Origin of the sequence: Actinoplanes sp. NPDC051633, assembly GCF_040681735.1 — a bacterium.
In the GTDB taxonomy this organism is placed as follows: domain Bacteria; phylum Actinomycetota; class Actinomycetes; order Mycobacteriales; family Micromonosporaceae; genus Actinoplanes.
In genome coordinates, this window is sequence record NZ_JBFAZH010000027.1 from 1 (window position 1) to 18,825 (window position 18,825).

Sequence of the window (18,825 nt, forward strand, 5' to 3'; positions counted from 1 at the left end):
CCAACTAACATCAACCCGCCCGGGTGGGGAAGATGATCTAGCAGCCGTGAGGACAACCGGCTAGCGCCAACATCAGGGCGTCTCCAGGGCGTCAGGGCGTCTGCAGGGCACCCGGGGACGGCCAATGATGACCATCGGTAGCCATTAATGCTGAGCTATAACCGCTGGTTAGGGTTGCCCCCCGAGGGCGTGACCTTAGGGGCGGGGGACGAGTCGGCCTGTACGCCGGATTCAGGCGTTCCAGAATTCGCCGAGTAAGCGACTAGGCTTCAGCTACCCGTGGCTCGTCTGCGTCCGGTAGGCCGGCCCCCGCGTCAGTTAGATGATTGATCGAGCCCGGTGCGACACCTGGGTGCCGTTCAATGCTAAGTGGAACGAGAAGCCGACGTAGCTCACGCCGAAGCTCATCGGCTACAGATTTAGGGTGCTCCTGCCAGAAGCTGCCACGTGTTGGAATTTTCGTCAGTACGACCTCTTCGAGCGCGTAGAAGGCTGCTGTTGCAGGGTCACCTTCAAAGAAAAGAATCGAATTGCCGCGTTGGAACAAGTTATTTTCGACTTTCCGGTCTACGGGCACGATGGTGATCCGATTCATCAAGCGCTGCGCCTTGGCCAAGCCGAGATTCTCAAGTAGCCCGGCTTTCAGCTCTTCGAGATCACCGATGTCTTCAGGGACGAAGTAAACGTACCGTGTCCCGCGTCGGACATTTCGGCCAACCGACGACCCGACCTCCTTGTCCGATCGGTCGGGCTCAAAATCCGGTGTGACGAGCCAAACCTCACGTACGCGACCCGAGTTTTCGAGGCCCCAGATCATGTCACTTGGCCAAAGGACCCCGCGCTCTGCCAGTGCGTCGATATCAGTGCGACGTCGGCTGGACGCCCTGTCTGCGTACTTACTCGTCAACGTCTGGATGGCAGCGACTTGTCCAAGCGCACTTTCAACGTGTCTTAAACGCACAGAATCATCATCGCCGGGATGCCGCGAGATCTCCCACATTATCGAACCGCACACATCGTAAGCGGTCTGTATAACAGCGCGGAGTTCCCGTACCTTCATATCCGACTTCATCCACACCCATACTGAAAATACGAATGCGATGATGGAGACTATGCCACCGACAATTTCGAACCACTGATTCGCGATCATGGGCGTCACTTCCGGAAAGGCACTGTCTTGCAAACATAACACAGTGTGTCAACTATGCTACCGAGAGTCACCGGTTGCGCCAAGATCGAAGGATGCGGGCAGCGCGCGTTGAGGGCATTGCCTCGTGATGGTCTCCAAGTCCCGACGGGTGAGTAGATCAAGATCGGATCTTCGGGGGCGCCTCCAGGCTACGGGCAACAATTCTCCTGATAGTTAGGGCAACGAAGGCGCCGACGACCGCCGCAGCCGCCATGAGGTTGCGCGAGTCGTTACCGGACCCCTTGCTCAGCCCAGCGTTCGCGTCGGCGCTAGTTCCAACCGCTGCTTCGCCATCGCCTTCGATACGACAAACAGCCGGGGGTCCGCCGGCGATTGCGCGTGCGAGCTCGATATCAAGTATGGCTCGGAAGGCAGCGGTCCGACGGTCACCGTCTGACAGCCAGTTTTTCCCGTACACCGACCAATAAGTTCGCCCAACTTCTCCGTTGAAGAATGACGACGCGATCCGTTGGAGATTCTCTGAATTTATCTGGCTGATGCGCCACAGCATATGCCAGTAGTCGACGATTAAGTTGCAGTATGCCGCCTCATTCTCCGTTAGCCCTGTCCCGCTCGAACTTTCACCCCAGCAAGCCTTCAATGACGGATCCTCGAATGTCATCTTGATCAAATCATGGTGGCGCTGCCTCACGCTCTGATGCTCACTTAGGCGATATTGCTGTCTCTGCATTAGCAAAGATGCGGTGATCCCACAAAGCGCGATGCCAGATAGCACCGCAGATATTGCCCCGTAGGCTTGACCGACATTGCTTAGATCTTGCCAGTCCAGCGGAAGGGATGCCATCCAGGAAGTAAGGAAAGGTGAGGCAATCACCACACCCGTCAAACTTGCGCCGAGTGTGAGGGCAATCTGCCACGGCTGCAAACGGCTTGCGCGATCAACAATGCGCTTGAAGGCGAGCAACGTATCTCCATCCTGGTCCTACGCAGAGTGTGAACGCTGGCGAGACACCCATTGCTGACCAACAACAACGACAGTCAGTCGATATAGGGCGTCTATGCTCCTGATGATGACGCTCAGTCGCAAGCCCTTAACATGGAACTAGCTAGAACGTGCATGTGACAGCACCGCTAACGGCAACCACAGCCGCCACACATGCCCTTAACAGTATGACCGCCGCTTGTGACTCCACTGCGTGGACATGATGGTTACGGAGTTCGCCCTAGCTCCGTTGACCCACGGCTCACGGTTCACCCACGAGCGCCGGCCCTCCCTTGTACAGCCAGCCGTACAGCCAAGCCGCCACGCCGACGCCTACGTTGCCGACATCGACAGACAGGCTGAGCAGGGGCGCCGCTCCCCTGCTAGCCCGTGCTGATCTACTTCTAACCCGAAGGTCGGCGGGCCGTGCGTACAGCAGGGAAGTACAGCAACGAATCCGGCCACATCTGTGCGCCCCTGACGTGAGCCGGCGGTTGACCAGCAGTGTTGCTCCTGAGCAACCGCACTGCCGGGACTCGATCGGTCACGGGTCGATGACTGTAGCGGTCGGGTGCCTGGCGGAGGGTGGGTGCGGATGGTTATCCATCTGCCGCATTGCTTCCAGCCGTGCCCCGGCACCCGACTGCAAGATCAGACTTACCCGTGACGTCCGACCGTGCAACACGCTGCGACGAACTACACGGTTGAAGTTTGTGCAGGTCAGAGGCTCTGGCCGATTGCGCTGCTAGAACGTATGTTCTAGCCTGCCGCACATGGCACAGCGGGTAGAGCACTGGTTCAACCGGCGTTACCGAGGCGCTCGGCGGGACATTTACTTGATCCGCACAGAGACCGGGTGGCAGGTGCTTGGCCGCATCGGCGGATCCGATGGCGACACCGTGACGCATTACTTCGACGCCGAAGAAGACGCCCGCCAGATGGTGGATCGGATGAAGCAGGCCGTGCCCCCAGAGCTGTCGAATTGGGGCCGGATCACCGTCGAACGCTAGGCCGTAGACGAACTTCTGTCAGGGAGGCGAGGCCCCGAGGACCCGCCTGCCCCCGAGACCTCATGTGCCAGCGCATTGCGCCGGTGGCCCGCTGCTCTTGCTCCGCCCACCTGTCGTGACGACCGTGGCCGGCAGATGAGGAGTGACCTCGCCAACGCCAACAGTCTTGCATCTGTCGACGGCTGCCGAAGCCGACCTGTGGATAACTTCGCCCGTTGACGCTTGTAATCTGGTCGTATGCACAGTCCACTCATGGGTGCCGCGGAAATTAGGCAGCGACTGGGCGGTATCAGCCGGCAGCGCGTCTACCAGCTCACCTGTCGCGCCGATTGGCCGGCGCCCTACGCGCAACTGACGCAAGGCAAAGTCTGGAGGCGGGAAGACGTCGAAGCATGGATCGAGCAGCACCGGCCCTCTGCTGATGACGCCGCTCCCTAAGCACGCCGCCACGATAGGTCCGCGGGCCGATCCGTCGTTCGACATCCAGATCTGACATCAACCGCTGCACCGGCCACAGCCCACGCCCGGACGGACCATGCCGCCGACCTGGACGAGACGAACCTACGCGGTTGTGCTGGTCCTCGCTGCCAGCGCCTTACGAACGAAGAACCATAGATCCGGCATTGGTCCTCCATTGCTTGTTCTGCATCTTCCGCACCCGGCTATTCTGACTCTGACACCTTGTCCTGCATTTCAACGCGAACCACACCGTTCGGTGCATACGCAAACCAACTTCCGCCGGAAGCTTCAAGTGTCGGGAGCCGCCCACTAATTCCAGTGACCCATTGAGCAATTGAGCGCGTGGCGCGGACTGCATGTGAGAGGAGATAAGCGGCCGAAGCGGAAAGGAGCAACGTCACAACAAGGATGATCACTAGGTACGCGATCTCGGTGAAGTAGAACTTACTTAGAATCCAGATAATCAATGCTGCGGCGCCCGCCAACGTTGTTACTATGACGATCGCTGCCAGGCCAAACAGGAAGGGCGCGACGTGCTTTTGGTCGTCTCGACGCTGCGCTACGTCTCGACGCTGATAAGACACGTCCATTTCTTCATTTCGAAGAACCACACCATTCCACTGCTGCCAGCTGCCTCCTTCTGATGCCAGGAAGAAGGAGACCGCTTCCCCCGGGTCGAGCTGGTTAATCTTATACCTAGGCCCCTCAAACTTCGGGTCCTCGTCGGAGATGTCCAAGACTCCCATCTCCGGCTCTGGGGTTGGGTCAATCTCGCGGTGAAGTATTCGTGCGTCGCCCGGTATCTTGAATCGAATGAATTGATTCTTTATGGCGGTGTTTCCAGTGTTGCTAATCGTGAACCGCACGCTTACCAGTCGGTCAACCTCGCGCCCAAGGTAACTGATCTTAAGGCGATCGGACTTCGTCGCGCCGTAACTCAACTTCGGTTCATCGATCAACAATTCCCATGAAAGGGCGGTCCTTGGGCCCCGCCTTGTCTTAACTATCTCCAGAAAATAGCCGCTAATGAAGCCGAGTACTGCACCGACCGCAGCCAAGAGTAATCTGTTAGAAGCCAACCCGGACGATTCGTCAGCAGCAGCCGCTAGATGTATAGCCACCATGGCCGAAATACTAGCTCTAAGGCACGGTTGTTGAACAGGGGCGATCACTGTGTACGTCACCCGATTGTGATCGTTTGTATCGATCTCTACGGGCATCAATGCTTGAGTGCCCGGCAAAGAGCCCTTCCGATACCGCGTTGAGCAGAGTAGCCAGCGTTCACCCAGGTCTTGACGGCTGCCGCAGACGACAAGCGAGCAGGGCTACTTGAGCAAGAGAAGCACCCTACGGCTAGATCGTCTGGCTGGTGGCCGGTGGCGCGGGGGTTAGTCGGAGAAGATCTTCCCGTGGTAGAGGGTTCCAATACGCGGCGCAAACGATTAAGCAAGCGCTTCCGAGTGCCAATCAGGTGCGAAACGAGTTCTGGCGGGCTCGCCAGCGGTTGGGTGACGACATGGAGATGGCTGTTCCTGCGCACACTAACGGAAACAGGGTCTCGGGCGACTTCTCGGCGGATCAACTCGCCGCCGCTAAGTTGCCGCGTAGTCCGTATTGCGTGCAGTCGGGCAACTTCGGAGTCGGATAGGTGTTAACGCGTACTGTCGCTTCGGCCGTAATAGCGTCCCTCCGCCATGTGAGGGGCGCTTGGGCTCGGCGGAATCCCGACTAGCAGAACACCAGTCGTAGCATCCGCTGGGCCAGCCCCGCGGTCGCTCTGGCTGACGGCAGCGGTTGACGGCAACGAGCGCGGTCAGAGGCGATCTGGAGCGACCATGGTCGGACATGACACCGCTGGCCGGCACTCCTCATGGACGTGTCGAATGTCCTCGCTCCGCGCTGGCAGTGTGGGGGTCAGGGGTTCGAGTCCCCTCAGCTCCACCAGATCGTTGATCAAGGGCTGACTTTAGGGTCGGCCCTTTTTCGCTGTTCGTGGTTCTCCCGTGCGGGCGCGGGCGCGGTGTGCGCGTACCCGGGCGCGGACCCCGCACCGCTCGTCGGAGCACCAGCGTCGCCGGCCGGTGTGGTCGATGAAGATTCCGGAGCAGGTGTCGTCTCCGCAGGCGCGAAGTCGCTCGCGGGTCGGTCCGGTGAGATCGACGGCCGCTTGGCGGGCCAGCCGGCCCAGGGCTACGGAGGCGTCGGCGGGGCGGGTGAGCTGAAGTTCCGAGCCCGTGCGCCGGATGCGCAACGGCTGATCCCAGGCCAGCGCCTCTTGCAGGATCCGCACGTCGGAGACGGCGGGTGACCGCCCCCGCATCACGGCCGCGGCCGTGCGATGCATGGCCTCGCGCAGGGATCGGGCCGCCTGGAGGTCCGCAGCCGACACCGCGGTGACCGGCTCCATCCCGTGCTCTGCGAGCCACGCCTGCACCGCGGCGGGGTCCGAGAGCATCTCGACCTGCGTGGGCTGATAGCGGCCGAGCAGGGTCGCCAACCAGTCCAGCCAGTCTGCGCCGTTCCCGGTGCGGAAGTCGCTCACAACGCGAGTGTAACGGGTTGACATGTTACAAGCCAGGGCTAACGTGTAACGCATGAAGGCGTTACATCTAGATCGCAGCGGGGTCCTGTTTGTCGGCGTATGGAGCAGCGGATACATCGGCGGCTCGATCGCGACGTCGGCCATCGCCCCGCTGGCCGCCAACCTGTGGCGGTTCGTGCTCGGCGGGATCATGCTCGCCGGGATCGCCCGCCACCGGCGGGAGATCTGGCCGCGGGGCCGTGCCCTGGGCGCCGCGGCGCTGATCGGGGTGCTGCTGTTCACCGTGCAGTTCGGCGGCCTCTACATCGGCATGGCCGATGGCACGCCGGCATCGACCACAGCGTTGATCGCCTGCTCCGCTCCGCTACTGGTGGCAGCGGCCAGCGCGGTTCTGCGATGGGACCGGATCACGATGCGGCACTGGGCGGGAATCGCGCTGGGTGTCGTCGGCGTCGCGGTCACCCTGGCCGACCGGCTCGGCCGGCCCCCGCACCCGTCCGCCCTCGCCTGGACTCTGCTCGGCCTCGCCGGACTCACCGCCGGGACACTTCTGCAGAGCCGGCTGAGGACCAGCGCCGGACCCGCAGCACTCGCGGCGACCGAGATCGCGGCCGCCACCCTGGTGATGGCCGCTTGGGCGCCGGCCGAAGGCTCGCTCGCCATCCCCGGGACGACCCGCGCGATCACCTCACTGCTGTGGATCGCCCTGATCCCTGGCGTGGTCGGCCCGTTGCTCCTCTTCGCCCTGATCAAGCAACGTGGCGCCACCCGCGCCACCAGCCTGTTGTTCGTCGTGCCCGCCGTCACCGCGATCGCGGCCTGGCTGATCATGGGTGCACCGATGGGCATCAACACGGTGCTGGGTCTGGCCATCGCCGCGGCGGGTCTCCGGCTGACCCTCAAACCACGGGATCGGCAGCAGCCGGAGACGCGGGAGGCCACCGGCGACCCGGACGGCTGCGCCGATCGCGGGGCAGCGGGGTCGGCGGCCTCGCCCGCATAATGCCTCGGATGAGCCGGGTCTGCATCTGGTCGTCGGGGCGTGGGAACGATGAGTGACTCCCTCGTCGGTGTGGGCGTCGTGGCTTGCGTCGCCGTCACGCTGTTGGTTGTGGTCCTCGCCCTTGTCGGGGCCCGCGGGCAGCGGCGGCGCCGCGAGCGGATGCGGGTCTGGGGCGAGCGCAACGGGTGGACCTACAGTCATCGGCCCGGCGTCGACTGGGGGCGTCACCTGCCCGGCGGCAACCGGAACGGTGTCGAGGATCTGTTCACCGCCGTCATCGACGGGCGGCGGGTCAACGTGGGGGAGTATTCGGTCACCGACGCCGCCACCGAGAATGTTCAGAACACCCACTTCTGGGTGGTGTCCGCGGCGGCGCTCGGGCGGCCGCTTCCCGCCGCCCGGCTCGAGCCTCGCGGCGCCGGGTCCCGCATCAAGCAGAAGATGCTCGGCCCTGGCGCCACCGCCACCGGCCATCCCGAGTTCGACCGCCGGTTCCGCATCGAGACCGACATGCCCGCCGTCGTCGGCCGGTGGTTCTCCGCGCCGCTGATCCTCGCCCAGCTGAACGGGCAGGCGCCGCCGTCGTGGAGCGTTTACGGCACCGAGCTGCTCTGCCACCGGCCCGGCCGCCTCGACCTGAACGAGATCTCCGCGCACGCCGCGTCCGTAGTGGCCCTCGCGTACGCGCTCGAGACGGGCAGCGACTAGGGCTCCCAGTACACCTCGACCCGCCAGCCGTCCGGGTCCTCGCACTTGAACGACACGAGGTCCGGTTCGTCGTCTCGTTCGACGATCGGGACGCCGTCGGTTTCCAGGCGGGCGCGAACGGCGTGGACCGCCTCCGGTGTCGGCAGGGCGAAGCCGAAGTGGAAGAACGTCGGTGACTTCGTCTCCTCGGCCGCGTGCAGCGCCAGATCGAAGCCGTCGGCGTCGCGCACGATCACCGTGCCGTCCGGGTACGTCCGGGCGGCGGCCGGGTCGAAGCCGAAGTAGGTCGCGTAGAAGGTCAGGCTGCGGTCGACGTTGTGCACGGGCAACCCGAGATGACGAAGGCGCACGACTTGAAGCGTAGGCCCTGGCGGGGGAACCTGGTGCCTGTGACCGAGAAGGCCGACCCGCGGCTGCAGGAGCTGAGGCTGCTGCGGCGCGTGCGTGATCGGATCGATCGCGACTATGCGCAGCCGCTCGACGTCGAGGCGCTCGCGCGCGGCGTACACATGTCGGCCGGGCATCTCAGCCGGCAGTTCCGTGCCGCCTACGGCGAGTCTCCCTACAGCTATCTCATGACCCGGCGGATCGAGCGCGCCATGACCCTGCTGCGCCGTGGCGACCTGTCCGTCACCGACGTCTGTTTCGAGGTCGGGTGCTCCTCGCTGGGCACCTTCAGCACCCGCTTCACCGAGCTGGTCGGCATCTCACCCAGCGTCTACAAGCGGGTCGCCGCCGAGGACGGCGCCGGCATCCCGAGCTGCCTGGCCAAGCAGGTGATGCGACCGATCAGGAATCAAGAAGCTCCGCCGGTCCGCGCGCCCCTATCGTGAACTGCATGAACCTCACCATCCACAACACCTTCCTCCCGGCGGACGACCCGGAGAAGTCGCTCGCCTTCTACCGCGACATCCTCGGCTTCGAGGTCCGCAACGACGTCGGATACGGGGACATGCGCTGGATCACCGTCGCCCCCAAGGGCCAGCAAACCTCGATCGTCCTGCACCCGCCGGCGGTCGACCCGGGGCTGACCGACGAGGAGCGCCGCACGATCGCCGAGATGATGGCGAAGGGCAGCTTCGCGGCGATCGTGCTGAGCACCCCGGACGTGGACGCCGTCTTCGAGCAGGTGCAGGCCAGCGGCGCCGAGGTGGTTCAGGAGCCGATCGATCAGCCGTACGGCTTCCGCGACTGCGCCTTCCGCGACCCGGCGGGCAACCAGGTCCGCATCAACCAGCAGGGCTGAGGTCGGTTGGTGCCACGGCGTCCGTCCTTGACGCCTCGGTGACGAGGTGCCGGTAGGCTTTGGGTAGGTGTGCCGGGAAGTCTGGTCGGCGGTCACTGCACCGACCCCACCGGAGGCTCTTCGTGAGGCTTTTCGACCGCGGCACCTGGCCCGAGGCGCGCCGCATCGCGGACGTGTTGCGCATCGAGACGGTCGGCGGCCTGCTGCTGCTGGGTGCGGCGGTGCTCGCACTGGCCTGGGCCAACTCGCCGTGGGGGGACACGTACCGCGATCTGTCCGCGGTCCGGCTCGGCCCGGGCGCCCTGCACCTCGATCTCCCGCTCTCCGCCTGGGCGGCCGACGGCCTGCTGGCGATCTTCTTCTTCGTGGCGGGGCTGGAGCTCAAACGCGAGTTCGTGGCCGGTGACCTGCGGGATCCGCGGCGCGCCGCGCTGCCGGTGGCGGCCGCGGTGGGCGGCATGGCGGTGCCGGCGCTGATCTATGTCGCGATCAACCTGACGATGGACGGCGGAGGGCTCCAGGGGTGGGCGATCCCGACGGCCACCGACATCGCCTTCGCCCTCGCCGTGCTGGGCCTGATCGGCACCAGCCTGCCGACCGCGCTGCGCACCTTCCTACTGACCCTCGCGGTGGTCGACGACCTGCTGGCGATCAGCGTGATCGCGGTCTTCTACACCAGTACGCTGCACCTTCTGTTGTTGCTGCTGGCGCTGCTGCCGATCGCGGTGTTCGGCGTGCTGGTGCAGCGGGGCGTACGGGCCTGGTGGGCGCTGGTCCCGCTCGCGGTGGTGGCGTGGGGTCTGATGCACGCGTCCGGGGTGCACGCCACGGTGGCCGGGGTGCTGCTGGCGTTCACCGTGCCGGTGCGCGCCGGGCTGGCCGAGCGCTTCGAGCACCGGCTGCGCCCGCTGTCGGCGGGGCTGGCGGTGCCGGTCTTCGCGTTCTTCGCATCCGGTGTCTCGATCGCCGGCGGGGATGTGCGCGATCCGATCTTCCTGGGCGTCGCGGCCGGACTGGTCGTCGGCAAGACGGTCGGCATCACCGCCTCGACGTGGCTGGTGCAGCGCTTCACCCGGGCCCGGCTGGCCGAGGGACTGAGCTGGTGGGACGTCCTGGGCGTGGCGATGCTGGGCGGCATCGGGTTCACCGTGGCGTTGCTGATCGGCGAGCTGGCCTTCGGGGCCGGCAGCGCGGGTGCCGAGCATGCGAAGCTCGGCATCCTGTCCGGCTCACTGATCGCGGCGGTCTGCGGCGCGGTGCTGCTGCGGCTCCGCAACCGGATCTACCGACGGATCGCCGCCGAGGAGAGCGTCGACGCCGACGCGGACGGCGTCCCGGACGTGTACCAGCGCGACCCCGGATGAGTGTCTTCGGGATTCTTTCCACCGACCGGGGTTAGTTTTCGTTGCGGTTGGGCAAACATCGCGGAGCTGCAACGAGGCCGGGAGGCTTGCATGACCCTGAAGACCGCGGTACGAACGCCGGAGAACAGCCCGCTGACCAGTAGTCGCACCGCTGACAACGCCAGCGACCTGCTGAACGCGATGGCGGCGATGCCCGTCGGTCACCCGTCCCGTCCTCGGTTGCGCGAGCGCGCGATCGAGGCCTGGCTGCCGCTGGCCCGGCACCTGGCCACCCGTTACTCCGGCCGCGGCGAGCCGAACGACGATCTGATCCAGACCGCCGTCATCGGCTTGATCAAGGCGGTCGACAAGTTCGACCCCAGCTACGGCATCGACTTCGCCGGGTACGCGATCCCGACCATCATCGGCGAGATCAAGCGTCACTTCCGCGATCGCACGTGGGCGATCCGCGTGCCCCGCCGGCTGCAGGAGCTGCGCCTCGCGATCACCAGTGCGAACGCCGCGCTGACGCACAGCCTGGGCCGCTCGCCGACGGTCGCCGACATCGCCGTCCACCTCGGCATCACCGAGGAGGAGGTGCTCGAGGGGCTGGAGGGCGCCCGCGCGTACCACGCCACCTCGCTGAGCACGCCGGTCGGCAACGACGGCAGCAGCGAGCTGGGTGAGACCCTGGGCGGCGAGGACGAGGGGTACGCGCTGGCCGAGGCCCGCATCGCCCTGGGTCCGGCACTGGCCACTCTTGACGAGCGCGAGCAGCGGATCCTGACCCTGCGCTTCTACGGCAACCTGACCCAGACCGAGATCGCCGAGCAGGTGGGCATCTCTCAGATGCACGTCTCCCGGCTGATCACCCGGGCCCTCGGGAAGCTCCGGGGCCAGCTCAGCTGACGATCTTTTGCAGCGTCTCCGGCGCTGACCTGGACCGATGCGGCCGGGTCAGCGCCGGAGCGCGTCCGGGCGGACCACCACCGCGGTGAGTACCAGACCCCGCGAGACCCGCCAGCGGCCGCTGAAGCCGCGCAGCACCGGGTCGGGCGCCAGCACCTCGGCGGTGAAGGTGCCGTCCGGCCCGAAGGTCAGCGCCGCCTCCTCGAACCCCAGCTCGCGCCCGGTCAGCGGATACCACGCCTTGAAGACCGACTCCTTGGCGGTGAAGAGCAAACGTTCCCAGTGCGTGCCCGGGGCCCGCCGCGCCAGCTCGGCAAGATGCGGGCGCTCGGCGGGCACCGAGACCGTGGCGAAGACGCCCTCCGGCAGCGGCTCGTGCGGCTCGGCGTCGATGCCCAGGGCGGCCAGCCGGGTGGCGCGCGCCACCGCGGCGGCGCGGTAGCCCGTGCAGTGCGTGATGCTGCCGACCACTCCGGCCGGCCACTGCGGCGCGCGACGCACGCCCGGCAGGATCGCGACCGGGGGCACGCCGATGCGGGCCAGCGCCTCGCGGGCGCACCGGCGGGCCGTGACGAACTCGCGGCGGCGCTCCTCGACCGCCCGCGCGATGACCTGCTCCTCACCGGGGAACGGCGGTTCGCCCGGCTCGTCCCGGAATGCCTCACAGCTCGACACCGAGGACGGGAGAAGATCGCCGATCACTGCTCGACAGTAGACGGGTGACCCCCATCCACCGATCGGTGGACCGCCGGACACCGCCGCCGGTTGATGGATCGACCCTCAGCCGCGGCGACAGTCGAGTCATGCACATCTTTCTCAAGCTCGCCAAGTCCGAACTCGTCCTGTTGCGGCGGGAACCCATGGTGGCTGCGTTCGGGCTCTTCTTCCCGACTGTCCTGGTGATCATCCTGGGCTGCATCCCATCGTTCCGGGAGCCGACGCCCGACCTCGGTGGGCTGCGGGTGATCGACTTCTACGTACCGATCACGCTGGCCCTGATCCTGGCGATGATCGCGTTCCAGACCATGCCGCAGATCCTCGCCACCTACCGCGAGAAGGGCATCCTGCGGCGGCTGGCAACCACGCCGGCCCGGCCGGTGATGCTGCTGGGGGCGCAGGTCACGGTGATGCTGGCGGTGGCGATCGCCTCGGCCGTGCTGGTCCTGGTGGTGGGCCGGGTCGCCTTCGACGTTGCGTTGCCGGCGCATCCGCTGGTCTACGCGGTGTCGTTCCTGTTGTGCGCGGCGGCCGTGCTGTCGATCGGCGTCTTCGTGGCCGCGGTGGCGCCGAGTGGCAAGGCGGCCGGCGGCATCGGCATGGCGGTGTTCTTCCCGTCGATCTTCTTCGCCGGCGTCTACACCCCGCGCGAGGTGATGCCGGACGTGTTGCAGCGGATCGGTGAGGTGACGCCGCTGGGCGCCGGGCAGGCCGCGCTGCAGGCGGCCGGCACCGGCCACTGGCCGAGCATGCTGTCGGTCACGGTGGTGGCGGCATACCTGGCGGTCTTCGGCTTCGCCGCCGCCCGCTTCTTCCGCTGGGAGTGACCGCCACGCCGGGGAGAGTGGTAGCTGAGCCACCTGTGCGGGCCTCGAACGCGTGGGTGGGCTACCACTTCGGGTTGCGGGTCGTGGGTGCGAGCGAACAGTGGTAGCTGGGCCACCTTTGCGGGGTTCCGGCGCGTGGGTGGGCTACCAGTTCTTGGTCAGGCGGCGCAGGGCCAGGGCCAGCTGGAGGCGGAGGCGGCCCGTGGGCTCGCGGACGTTCCAGGTGAGCAGGTGCTCGGCGTGGATGATCCGGTCCTGCAACGTCGAGTGATGCACCCGCAGCATCGCCGCCGCGCCGCGCAGGCTCGACGTCGCCGAGACGGCGTAGAGCGTGCTCAGCATCCAGGGCGCGGCGGCCGCGGCGTGCTCCAGCGCGCGAACGTCGGGGATCGGCTCGCCCGCGTGCTCGGCCAGCAGCGCCAGGCCGCCCAGGTCGGCGTGATGCACGACGAGCGGCCCGGGGTCCTCGTCGGTGCCGGCCGCGGTGAACCGCAGCGCGAGGTGGGCGGCGGCGTGCGAGGCGGGCAGGTCGAGGATCGGGCCGGCCGGGCCGATGCCGGCCCGTCCCGGCGCGGGCGGATCGGTCGCGGCGAGCACGTGGGTGGTTCCGGCCGCGGTCACCATCGCGTACGCGGGCTCCGCCAGGCCGAGACGGCGGGCCGCCTGCACGCGTACCTCGGGAGAAGCCGCCGCGTCGACGATCAGCTCGAACGACGCGGGATCCGCCGCCGGCACGCGGCCCAACGTGCGCTCGAGCACCGCTCCCGCCGCACCGCCCGCCCTCTCCAGCACCATCGCGTCCACCGGGCCGGCCTCGCCCGCCCGCTCCAGCCAGAGCGTCGCCGAGCCGACCGATATGTGCGGCCACTCCGGCCGCGGCGGACCGGGATTAGAGGCAGCCTCGCCCGAGGGCATCATGCGGACCCGCACCCGGCGCTCGTCGTCGTCCAGCCGGGCCGGGCACCCGGCCAGCACGGCGGCGCCGCGGACGATGCTCGGCAGACCGGCCCGCGCCTCGACCAGCCGGTCGAAGTACGCGATGACCTGCAGCGCTGCGCCCGCGTCGGCATCCAGCGCGGCCAGCCGGACCGCCAGGTCCTTCATGCCGGTGACGCTACGCGGCGCCGAGGATGCGGTCGAGCCAGCGGACCCGGGCCGCCTGGGCGTCCCGGGACACCGCGGCGGCCGGCGCCATGCCGTCGAAGCCATGGAAACCGCCCGGCCACACATGCAGTTCGGCCTGCCCACCGGCCTGCCAGATCCGGCTCGCGTAGGTGACGTCCTCGTCCCGGAAGGTCTCGGCGCTGCCGACGTCGATGAAGGCCGGCGGCAGCCCGGACAGGTCCTCGGCACGGGCCGGCGCCGCGTACGGGGACACGTCCGGCCCGCCCGCGGCGTCGCCGAGCAGTGCACCCCACCCGGTCTGGTTGGAGGTGCGGTCCCACACGCCCAGGCCGGCCATCTGGATCGCCGACGGCGTGTTGTTGCGGTCGTCCAGCATGGGGCACATCAGCATCTGCCCGCGCAACGCCGGCCCACCCAGGTCGCGTGCCATCAGGGTGACCGCCGCGGCCAGCCCACCGCCCGCGCTGCCGCCGGCGATGATCAGCCGGTCCGGGTCGAAGCCCAGCTGCTCGGCGTGCGCCGCGGTCCAGACAAGGCCGGCGTAGCAGTCGTCGACCGGACCCGGGTGCGGCGTCTCGGGCGCCAGGCGGTACTCCACCGAGACCAGCACCAGCGCGAACCGCTCGGCCCAATCGAGCAGGCCGTCCAGGCCGCTGCGGTTGTCGCCGACGATCATGCCGCCGCCGTGCGTGTGATAGAGGCAGCCGAGCGTCCCGGTGACCTCGGTGGGCGTGCAGATCAGGAGCGAGATGTCCGGGTCGCCGTCGCGGCCCGGCACGCTGCGCTCCGCCACCTCGAACCGGCCGTCGCGGCGCAGTTGCTCGTCGGTGACCGGTTCGAAGACGCTGTTGCCGCCGCGGATCAGCGGAATCATCTCGGGGGTGATGGACGGCGGGATCTGTTCGGCGAGCACGCTGAGCGCGGCGCCGAGCTCGGGGTCGAACGGGACGGGCGGGGCCTGCGTGGTCGTCATCTGCCCAGCATGATCCGGCGGCCGGGGGCCGGGCGAGCGCCAGATGGCGGAAGTTACCCGCCATCCGGCGGGTCTACGCCGACGGCGAAACGGGGTTCCGCGCGACCCGCCGGAGGCGGCAGGGTCCGGGCATGACCGCCTTCGCCCTGCAAGTCGTCCCGGAAGACGCCGCCGAATGGCTCGACACCGCACGCCGCGCCGAGGCGGCCGGTTTCGACACCCTGCTCAGCGCCGACCATCCCGGTGCGTGCACGGCCCCGCACGTCGCCCTGGCCGCGGCCGCCGCCGTGACGAGCAGGATCCGGCTCGGTGCGTACGTGGTGAACGCCGGCGTCCGCGAGCCGATGCTGCTCGCCACCGACGTCGCCACCCTCGACGTGGTCTCCGGCGGGCGGGCGATCCTCGGCATCGGCGCCGGGCACACACCGGCCGAGTGGGCGGCGGTCGGCCGGACCCGTCCCGACGTGCGCGGCCGGGTGGACCGGTGCATCGCGGTGGCCGAGGCAACCAGGCGACTGCTGGCGGGCGAGGAGGTCACAGTGGACACCCCAGAGCTGAGGATGACCGGTGCGAAGCTCGAGAAGCCGCGCCCGGTGCAGGAAAGGGTGCCGCTGCTCTTCGGCGGCGGCAACACCCGGCTGCTGCGCTGGGCGGCCGAGAACGCCGACATCATCGGGCTCGGCGGCATGGGCAGGACGCGGGCCGACGGGCATCAGCACGATGTGCGGTGGCGCCTCGACGAGATCGACGCGCAGGTCGAGCCGCTGCGTGGCACGACGCTCGAGGCGCTCGTGCAGCACTTCGCGGTCACCGACGACCCGGCGACCGAGCTGACGGAGTTCACCGAATACACCGGGATGTCGGTGGACGAGCTGCGGCAGATCCCCTACATCCTGGTCGGCACGATCGCGGAGATCGCCGAGCAGATCCGGGAGCACGAGCGCCGGTGGGGCATCACGCGGTACGCCCTGCGCCGCTCGTCGCTCGACCACGCGGCCGAGCTGATCGCGGCGCTGGACAAGCCCTTACCGAACAGGCCTTAGTCGAGGAACGCCTTCTCGACCACGGCCCGATACTCCACATAGATCTGTTTGTACCGGGCGACCGCACCCTCGCGGTCGCCCCTCTCGAGCAGCTCGATGATCGCATCGTGGCCCTGGATCCAGGTGGTCCACAGCTCGCTGTCCGGAGCCATCGAGAGGATACGCAGCGTACGCGCGACCACCAGGTCCACCATCGACTGCAGCTCGCGGTTGCCGCTGGCCAGGATCACCGTGGTGCTGAAGTCGGCGCCGGCCGCACCGGCGGCGAGCACGTTGCCCGCCGCGAGCCCCTCGACGAACTCCTTCTGCCGCTGACGCAGCGTGTCCAGGTGGGTCTCGGTGAGGTTGTCCACCCCCCACTCGAAGCCCGCGCAGGCCAGGACGCCCATCACGTCGACCAGCTCGAGAGCGTTCTTCTGCGTCACCTTGGTGACGTGCCGGGTCCGGTTCGGCGCGATGTCGATCAGACCCTCGACGGACAGCTGGGCGATCGCCTCGCGCACCGGCGTGATGCTCACGCCGAGGCGGGCCGCCAGCTCGGCGTCCTTGATGAGTGTGCCGGGCGGCAGCTCTCCGGTGACGATCTCGTTACGCAGCTGCCGGACGACGGCCGCCGTACGGGTCGGCGGAACCGCATAAGACATGACCGTCAGCCTACTCACCGTGATGGACGAACGGTCACCTACCCGGACGTGTTGTACCGGCGCATGATGAGGACGTGGCGGGCGTACCCATGATCGATCTCGACGCGACCGCGCCCGGCGCGGACGCCGACCGGCCACGCCGCCCGCCGGTGCCACGCATGGCGTTGCTGCTCGCCCTCATCGTCCTGATCCTGGCCACGCTCGGCGCCGCCGCCCGGCCGGCGCCCGGCCTGACCGAGGTGCTCGTGGCGGGCGGCACCCCGGCAGCCGCGTTCGAGCTCGGCGCCAACGCGCTCTACACCGCCACCTACGGCCTCAACAACCCGAACAGCGAGTCCGCGGTACGCCGCTTCGACCTCACCACCGGCCGCGAGGTGTGGGCCACCGCGCTCGCTCAGGGCGTGCAGAACCTCATGGTCAGCGATGCCGCCGGGGTGCTGATGGCGCGCAACGACGTGGGGATCAGCTTCCTCGACCCGGCCACCGGCAAGCTGCTCTGGGACATCGACTCGGTGAACACCTCGGCGGTCACCATCGGCCGCGGCGGCGTGCTGTTCACCACCGACGAGGTGACCCGGACGGTGGTGCGGCTGGCGGACGCGCGGACCGGCACGACGGTCTGGTCGCGGCCGGTCGACGCGCGCATCTTCTTCGGCCCGGACGTGCTGTGGGAGCAGAACCCGCAGCGACTGGTGGCGGTCGGGATGGACGGTTCGGTGCAGGTGCTGGATTTCGAGACCGGCCGGCAGATCTCGCGCGGCGACCTGGGCGGGCCGCTTCGCCCGGCCTTCGACCCGGCCGTCGACGGTGCGCTGGTGGGCACCGTGGGCGACGACCGTCTGGTGGTGCGGACCACGGCCGGCGGCCGGACCACGATGACGGCGTACGCGCTCGCGCCCTTCGCCGAGTTGTGGGAACGCACCGTGCCGCCGACCGGGTCCGCCGCCGACTGCGGACGGGTGTGGTGCGTCTCGGCGGGCGGGCAGGACACCCCTTTCCTCGGCGCGGTCGACCCGGACACCGGGGCGCTGCGCTGGACGGCGCCCGACCTGATGTTCGCGGCGCGGTTCGGCGATCGGACGATCGTCGGCGGCGGCGCGGGGGAGACGCCCGAGCTGACCCTGCGCTCGCAGGAGACCGGGCGGGTGCTGCGCCGGTTCGGCCGCTCGGTGCGGGTCGGCGACCTGCTGCTGCACGCGGACCGGAGCGTGCCCGGTCAGACCTGGGTGCAGACCGTGGACCCGGACGGCGAGATCCGCACGGCCGGGTCGGTGCCGGTCGTCGCGCCCTTCGGATGCGAGCAGGAGGGCGCGTACCTGGCCTGCCCGACCGAGGACGGCCCCACCAAGGTCTGGCGCGTCCCCGAGGCCTGACTCCGGCTTCGTCCCGGGGCCGCCCCCGGTCACTTCTCCGTGGTGTTGGTGAGCGCGGTCGGCGTGTTGAGGTCGGCGGGGGCGTTCCACTTCTGCAGCTCGGAGTTGTTGCAGACGGCCAGCTTGACCTTGGCCGTGCCGTCGCTGTGGGTGTCGGCCGGGTTGGCCGTCAGGTCGGTCGGCGTCAGGCAGTAGCCGAACCGGTCGACGATGCGGTAGCTGCTGGCGTAGACCCCGGTGTCGCCGTACACGGTCCAGATCAGGTTCTCGTCGGTGAGCACGCCGTCCGGGGTGCACTCGGCGAGCGTGGCGTACTGGCCGGCCGCAACCGATCCGGGCGTGGACAGGCACCAGCTGTTGCCGTTGGCGTCGATCGTCCGGATCCGCTTCGAGAGGAGGTTGGTGCCGGCCGGCGACATGTACCAGGCCTGGTTCCACGGCGGGACGCCGTTGGGCGCCTGCTTGCAGAACCAGACGATCATGTACGGCCAGTCCGGCTTGAAGTTCGTGACGTCCAGGCAGCGGCTGAACTGCTTGAAGTTGACCAGCTGGTTGGTCGCCGCCGAGGACATGCCCGCGCCGACGCCGGGCTGCGGCCGCCAGATGTTGCGGTTCGCCGCGGCGGAGCAGTGGCCCAGCACGATGTCGCTGTCCGCCAGCCCGGGGTTCTTCAGGCTCAGGCAGAAGTCGTTGAGCTTGGCCTCGTTCTCGCGGGTGCTGGAGAAGGACGACGAGTCGTTGAGGCTCCACTGCTGGCGGGCGCTGAGCCCC

21 protein-coding genes are annotated in these 18,825 nt (G+C 67.9%); 11 read left to right on the forward strand and 10 right to left on the reverse strand.

The window, feature by feature from the left end; translation table 11 throughout:
- Positions 1 to 262: 262 nt before the first annotated feature.
- Entirely contained in the window at positions 263 to 1,150 is an 888-nt protein-coding gene (locus AB0M20_RS03280; protein ID WP_364292911.1) for a hypothetical protein, read from the reverse strand.
- A gap of 157 nt (positions 1,151 to 1,307) precedes the next feature.
- A complete protein-coding gene (locus tag AB0M20_RS03285; RefSeq protein ID WP_364292914.1) occupies positions 1,308 to 2,114 on the reverse strand; it encodes a DUF6082 family protein in 807 nt (268 codons plus the stop codon).
- Between the two features lie 791 nt (positions 2,115 to 2,905).
- Between AB0M20_RS03285 and AB0M20_RS03290 the strand changes: the two genes are divergently transcribed.
- Together AB0M20_RS03290 and AB0M20_RS03295 are read left to right on the forward strand one after the other, a co-directional pair.
- On the forward strand, positions 2,906 to 3,142 hold the full coding sequence (locus AB0M20_RS03290; RefSeq protein ID WP_364292917.1) for a hypothetical protein: 237 nt from the start codon (positions 2,906 to 2,908) through the stop codon (positions 3,140 to 3,142).
- Between the two features lie 252 nt (positions 3,143 to 3,394).
- Positions 3,395 to 3,580 carry a DNA-binding protein gene (locus AB0M20_RS03295; RefSeq protein ID WP_364292920.1) on the forward strand — a complete coding sequence of 62 codons (186 nt, stop codon included), beginning with the start codon at positions 3,395 to 3,397 and terminating at the stop codon, positions 3,578 to 3,580.
- Positions 3,581 to 3,804: 224 nt separating this feature from the next.
- Here AB0M20_RS03295 and AB0M20_RS03300 read toward each other — a convergent pair whose 3' ends face one another.
- Both AB0M20_RS03300 and AB0M20_RS03305 read right to left on the reverse strand, forming a co-directional pair.
- Positions 3,805 to 4,725 (reverse strand): hypothetical protein, encoded by a 921-nt coding sequence (locus tag AB0M20_RS03300; RefSeq protein ID WP_364292923.1) that lies wholly within the window; start codon positions 4,723 to 4,725, stop codon positions 3,805 to 3,807.
- A gap of 842 nt (positions 4,726 to 5,567) precedes the next feature.
- Complete coding sequence (locus tag AB0M20_RS03305; protein ID WP_364292926.1) at positions 5,568 to 6,143, reverse strand: CGNR zinc finger domain-containing protein; 576 nt, start codon at positions 6,141 to 6,143, stop codon at positions 5,568 to 5,570.
- A 52-nt stretch (positions 6,144 to 6,195) separates the two neighbouring features.
- Here AB0M20_RS03305 and AB0M20_RS03310 point away from each other — a divergent pair, with 52 nt between their 5' ends.
- On the forward strand, positions 6,196 to 7,146 hold the full coding sequence (locus AB0M20_RS03310) for a DMT family transporter (protein ID WP_364292929.1): 951 nt from the start codon (positions 6,196 to 6,198) through the stop codon (positions 7,144 to 7,146).
- A gap of 48 nt (positions 7,147 to 7,194) precedes the next feature.
- Positions 7,195 to 7,854, forward strand: a complete 660-nt coding sequence (locus tag AB0M20_RS03315) for a hypothetical protein (protein ID WP_364292932.1) — start codon at positions 7,195 to 7,197, stop codon at positions 7,852 to 7,854.
- Here the strand turns inward: AB0M20_RS03315 and AB0M20_RS03320 are convergent.
- Entirely contained in the window at positions 7,851 to 8,204 is a 354-nt protein-coding gene (locus tag AB0M20_RS03320; RefSeq protein WP_364292935.1) for a VOC family protein, read from the reverse strand. The two genes, AB0M20_RS03315 and AB0M20_RS03320, sit on opposite strands and share 4 nt — an antisense overlap.
- Before the next feature lie 39 nt (positions 8,205 to 8,243).
- Between AB0M20_RS03320 and AB0M20_RS03325 the strand changes: the two genes are divergently transcribed.
- The 4 genes from AB0M20_RS03325 (at position 8,244) to AB0M20_RS03340 (ending at position 11,352) form a co-directional block, all read left to right on the forward strand.
- Complete coding sequence (locus tag AB0M20_RS03325; protein ID WP_364292938.1) at positions 8,244 to 8,687, forward strand: helix-turn-helix transcriptional regulator; 444 nt, start codon at positions 8,244 to 8,246, stop codon at positions 8,685 to 8,687.
- 5 nt (positions 8,688 to 8,692) lie between these two features.
- Positions 8,693 to 9,100, forward strand: coding sequence for a VOC family protein (locus AB0M20_RS03330; RefSeq protein WP_364292941.1), 408 nt, complete (start codon positions 8,693 to 8,695; stop codon positions 9,098 to 9,100).
- A gap of 122 nt (positions 9,101 to 9,222) precedes the next feature.
- Positions 9,223 to 10,464: a Na+/H+ antiporter NhaA gene (nhaA, locus tag AB0M20_RS03335; protein WP_364292944.1), complete on the forward strand. Its 1,242-nt coding sequence runs from the start codon at positions 9,223 to 9,225 to the stop codon at positions 10,462 to 10,464.
- 180 nt (positions 10,465 to 10,644) lie between these two features.
- The gene (locus AB0M20_RS03340; RefSeq protein WP_364292972.1) at positions 10,645 to 11,352 is read left to right on the forward strand and encodes a SigB/SigF/SigG family RNA polymerase sigma factor; all 708 of its coding nucleotides are present in this window, start codon (positions 10,645 to 10,647) and stop codon (positions 11,350 to 11,352) included.
- A gap of 48 nt (positions 11,353 to 11,400) precedes the next feature.
- Here the strand turns inward: AB0M20_RS03340 and AB0M20_RS03345 are convergent, their stop codons facing one another.
- Entirely contained in the window at positions 11,401 to 12,054 is a 654-nt protein-coding gene (locus AB0M20_RS03345) for a 4'-phosphopantetheinyl transferase superfamily protein (protein ID WP_364292947.1), read from the reverse strand.
- Positions 12,055 to 12,155: 101 nt separating this feature from the next.
- On the opposite strand from AB0M20_RS03345, the gene AB0M20_RS03350 reads away from it, so the two are divergent.
- A complete protein-coding gene (locus tag AB0M20_RS03350; RefSeq protein WP_364292950.1) occupies positions 12,156 to 12,896 on the forward strand; it encodes an ABC transporter permease in 741 nt (246 codons plus the stop codon).
- 144 nt (positions 12,897 to 13,040) lie between these two features.
- Here AB0M20_RS03350 and AB0M20_RS03355 read toward each other — a convergent pair whose 3' ends face one another.
- Both AB0M20_RS03355 and AB0M20_RS03360 read right to left on the reverse strand, forming a co-directional pair.
- On the reverse strand, positions 13,041 to 14,000 hold the full coding sequence (locus tag AB0M20_RS03355; protein WP_364292953.1) for a helix-turn-helix domain-containing protein: 960 nt from the start codon (positions 13,998 to 14,000) through the stop codon (positions 13,041 to 13,043).
- A gap of 10 nt (positions 14,001 to 14,010) precedes the next feature.
- Entirely contained in the window at positions 14,011 to 14,994 is a 984-nt protein-coding gene (locus AB0M20_RS03360; protein ID WP_364292956.1) for an alpha/beta hydrolase, read from the reverse strand.
- Between the two features lie 131 nt (positions 14,995 to 15,125).
- On the opposite strand from AB0M20_RS03360, the gene AB0M20_RS03365 reads away from it, so the two are divergent.
- Complete coding sequence (locus tag AB0M20_RS03365; protein WP_364292960.1) at positions 15,126 to 16,037, forward strand: LLM class flavin-dependent oxidoreductase; 912 nt, start codon at positions 15,126 to 15,128, stop codon at positions 16,035 to 16,037.
- Here AB0M20_RS03365 and AB0M20_RS03370 read toward each other — a convergent pair.
- On the reverse strand, positions 16,034 to 16,681 hold the full coding sequence (locus AB0M20_RS03370; protein WP_364292963.1) for a GntR family transcriptional regulator: 648 nt from the start codon (positions 16,679 to 16,681) through the stop codon (positions 16,034 to 16,036). The two genes, AB0M20_RS03365 and AB0M20_RS03370, sit on opposite strands and share 4 nt — an antisense overlap.
- Positions 16,682 to 16,755: 74 nt before the next feature.
- On the opposite strand from AB0M20_RS03370, the gene AB0M20_RS03375 reads away from it, so the two are divergent.
- Positions 16,756 to 18,054, forward strand: coding sequence for a PQQ-binding-like beta-propeller repeat protein (locus tag AB0M20_RS03375; RefSeq protein WP_364292966.1), 1,299 nt, complete (start codon positions 16,756 to 16,758; stop codon positions 18,052 to 18,054).
- Between the two features lie 29 nt (positions 18,055 to 18,083).
- Here the strand turns inward: AB0M20_RS03375 and AB0M20_RS03380 are convergent.
- A partial coding sequence (locus AB0M20_RS03380; protein WP_364292969.1) for an RICIN domain-containing protein occupies positions 18,084 to 18,825 on the reverse strand: 742 nt, incomplete at its 5' end.

Bases quoted from the DNA above. Each gene is read 5' to 3' on its own strand.
- AB0M20_RS03280 (WP_364292911.1), bottom strand. From the start codon at position 1,150: ATGATCGCGAATCAGTGGTTCGAAATTGTCGGTGGCATAGTCTCCATC.
- AB0M20_RS03290 (WP_364292917.1), top strand. From the start codon at position 2,906: ATGGCACAGCGGGTAGAGCACTGGTTCAACCGGCGTTACCGAGGCGCT.
- AB0M20_RS03295 (WP_364292920.1), top strand. From the start codon at position 3,395: ATGGGTGCCGCGGAAATTAGGCAGCGACTGGGCGGTATCAGCCGGCAG.
- AB0M20_RS03300 (WP_364292923.1), bottom strand. From the start codon at position 4,725: ATGGTGGCTATACATCTAGCGGCTGCTGCTGACGAATCGTCCGGGTTG.
- AB0M20_RS03310 (WP_364292929.1), top strand. From the start codon at position 6,196: ATGAAGGCGTTACATCTAGATCGCAGCGGGGTCCTGTTTGTCGGCGTA.
- AB0M20_RS03315 (WP_364292932.1), top strand. From the start codon at position 7,195: ATGAGTGACTCCCTCGTCGGTGTGGGCGTCGTGGCTTGCGTCGCCGTC.
- AB0M20_RS03330 (WP_364292941.1), top strand. From the start codon at position 8,693: ATGAACCTCACCATCCACAACACCTTCCTCCCGGCGGACGACCCGGAG.
- AB0M20_RS03340 (WP_364292972.1), top strand. From the start codon at position 10,645: ATGGCGGCGATGCCCGTCGGTCACCCGTCCCGTCCTCGGTTGCGCGAG.
- AB0M20_RS03350 (WP_364292950.1), top strand. From the start codon at position 12,156: ATGCACATCTTTCTCAAGCTCGCCAAGTCCGAACTCGTCCTGTTGCGG.
- AB0M20_RS03355 (WP_364292953.1), bottom strand. From the start codon at position 14,000: ATGAAGGACCTGGCGGTCCGGCTGGCCGCGCTGGATGCCGACGCGGGC.
- AB0M20_RS03360 (WP_364292956.1), bottom strand. From the start codon at position 14,994: ATGACGACCACGCAGGCCCCGCCCGTCCCGTTCGACCCCGAGCTCGGC.
- AB0M20_RS03365 (WP_364292960.1), top strand. From the start codon at position 15,126: ATGACCGCCTTCGCCCTGCAAGTCGTCCCGGAAGACGCCGCCGAATGG.
- AB0M20_RS03370 (WP_364292963.1), bottom strand. From the start codon at position 16,681: ATGTCTTATGCGGTTCCGCCGACCCGTACGGCGGCCGTCGTCCGGCAG.